General features: G+C 63.1%; 1 protein-coding gene. It reads right to left on the bottom strand.

Going from position 1 to position 965, the window contains the following annotated elements:
* Positions 1-903: IS630 family transposase (locus IEX32_RS20370; RefSeq protein ID WP_188773356.1), on the bottom strand; the 903-nt coding region annotated here is incomplete at its 3' end.
* Positions 904-965 lie beyond the last annotated feature (62 nt).

Below are 965 nucleotides of genomic sequence, written 5' to 3' on the forward strand. Positions count from 1 at the left end.
CAACTTGGCAAAGAAGCCTTCGACCGCATTCAGCCATGAGCAGGATGTCGGGGTGAAGTGAAAGGTGAAACGCGTGTGGCGATCGAGCCATGCGCGCACCTTCGGATGTTTGTGGGCGGCATAATTGTCGAGGATGAGGTGGACTTGCTTGCCCTTCGGCACCGCCGCCTCGATGGTGTTGAGGAAGCGGATGAACTCCTGGTGGCGGTGGCGCTGCATGTTACGGCCGATCACCGTGCCATCGAGGACGTTCAGGGCGGCGAACAAAGTAGTCGTGCCGTGGCGCTTGTAGTCATGCGTCATGCTTCCGGCCCGGCCCTTCTTCATGGGCAGCCCAGGCTGCGTGCGATCAAGCGCCTGGATTTGCGATTTCTCATCGACCGAAAAGACAATCGCATGGGCCGGGGGATCGACGTACAACCCGACCACGTCCCGGAGCTTCTCGACAAAACGGGGATCATTGGAGAGCTTGAAGCGGCGATAGCGATGAGGCTCCAGGCCGTGCGCCTTCCAGATCCGGCGTACCGCGCTGGCGCTGATCCCGGCGACACGCGCCATCGCATCTGCTGTCCAGTGCGTGGTTTCGCCCGGTGGATCCTCAAGGGTGAGGCTCACGACCTTTTCCGCCACCTCGGGCTTGAGCGGCGGAATGCGTGATGGCCGGGTCTTGTCACGCAGAAGGCCGTCCACGCCTTCGGCCATGAAGCGCTCCTGCCAGCGCCACACCGCCGTCTTGGCAACGCCCGCCAAGCGCATGACCGCGTGCGTCCCGAGACCGTCCGCCGTCCCCAGGATAATACGGCACCGCCACACGTGCTTCTGGGCCGAATTGCGGTCCGCAACCACCGCCTCCAGACGGCGGCGGTCGGTGGGAGAAACGGTAAAGGCTATTCCAGTGCGCATGCCCTCCCATCGCATAGGCGCCTCGGCCTGGGAATCCCTTTCAGGACTCTTCCGTTAGGCGG

Origin of the sequence: Novosphingobium endophyticum, from assembly GCF_014640675.1 — a bacterium.
Classification (GTDB): domain Bacteria; phylum Pseudomonadota; class Alphaproteobacteria; order Sphingomonadales; family Sphingomonadaceae; genus Novosphingobium; species Novosphingobium endophyticum.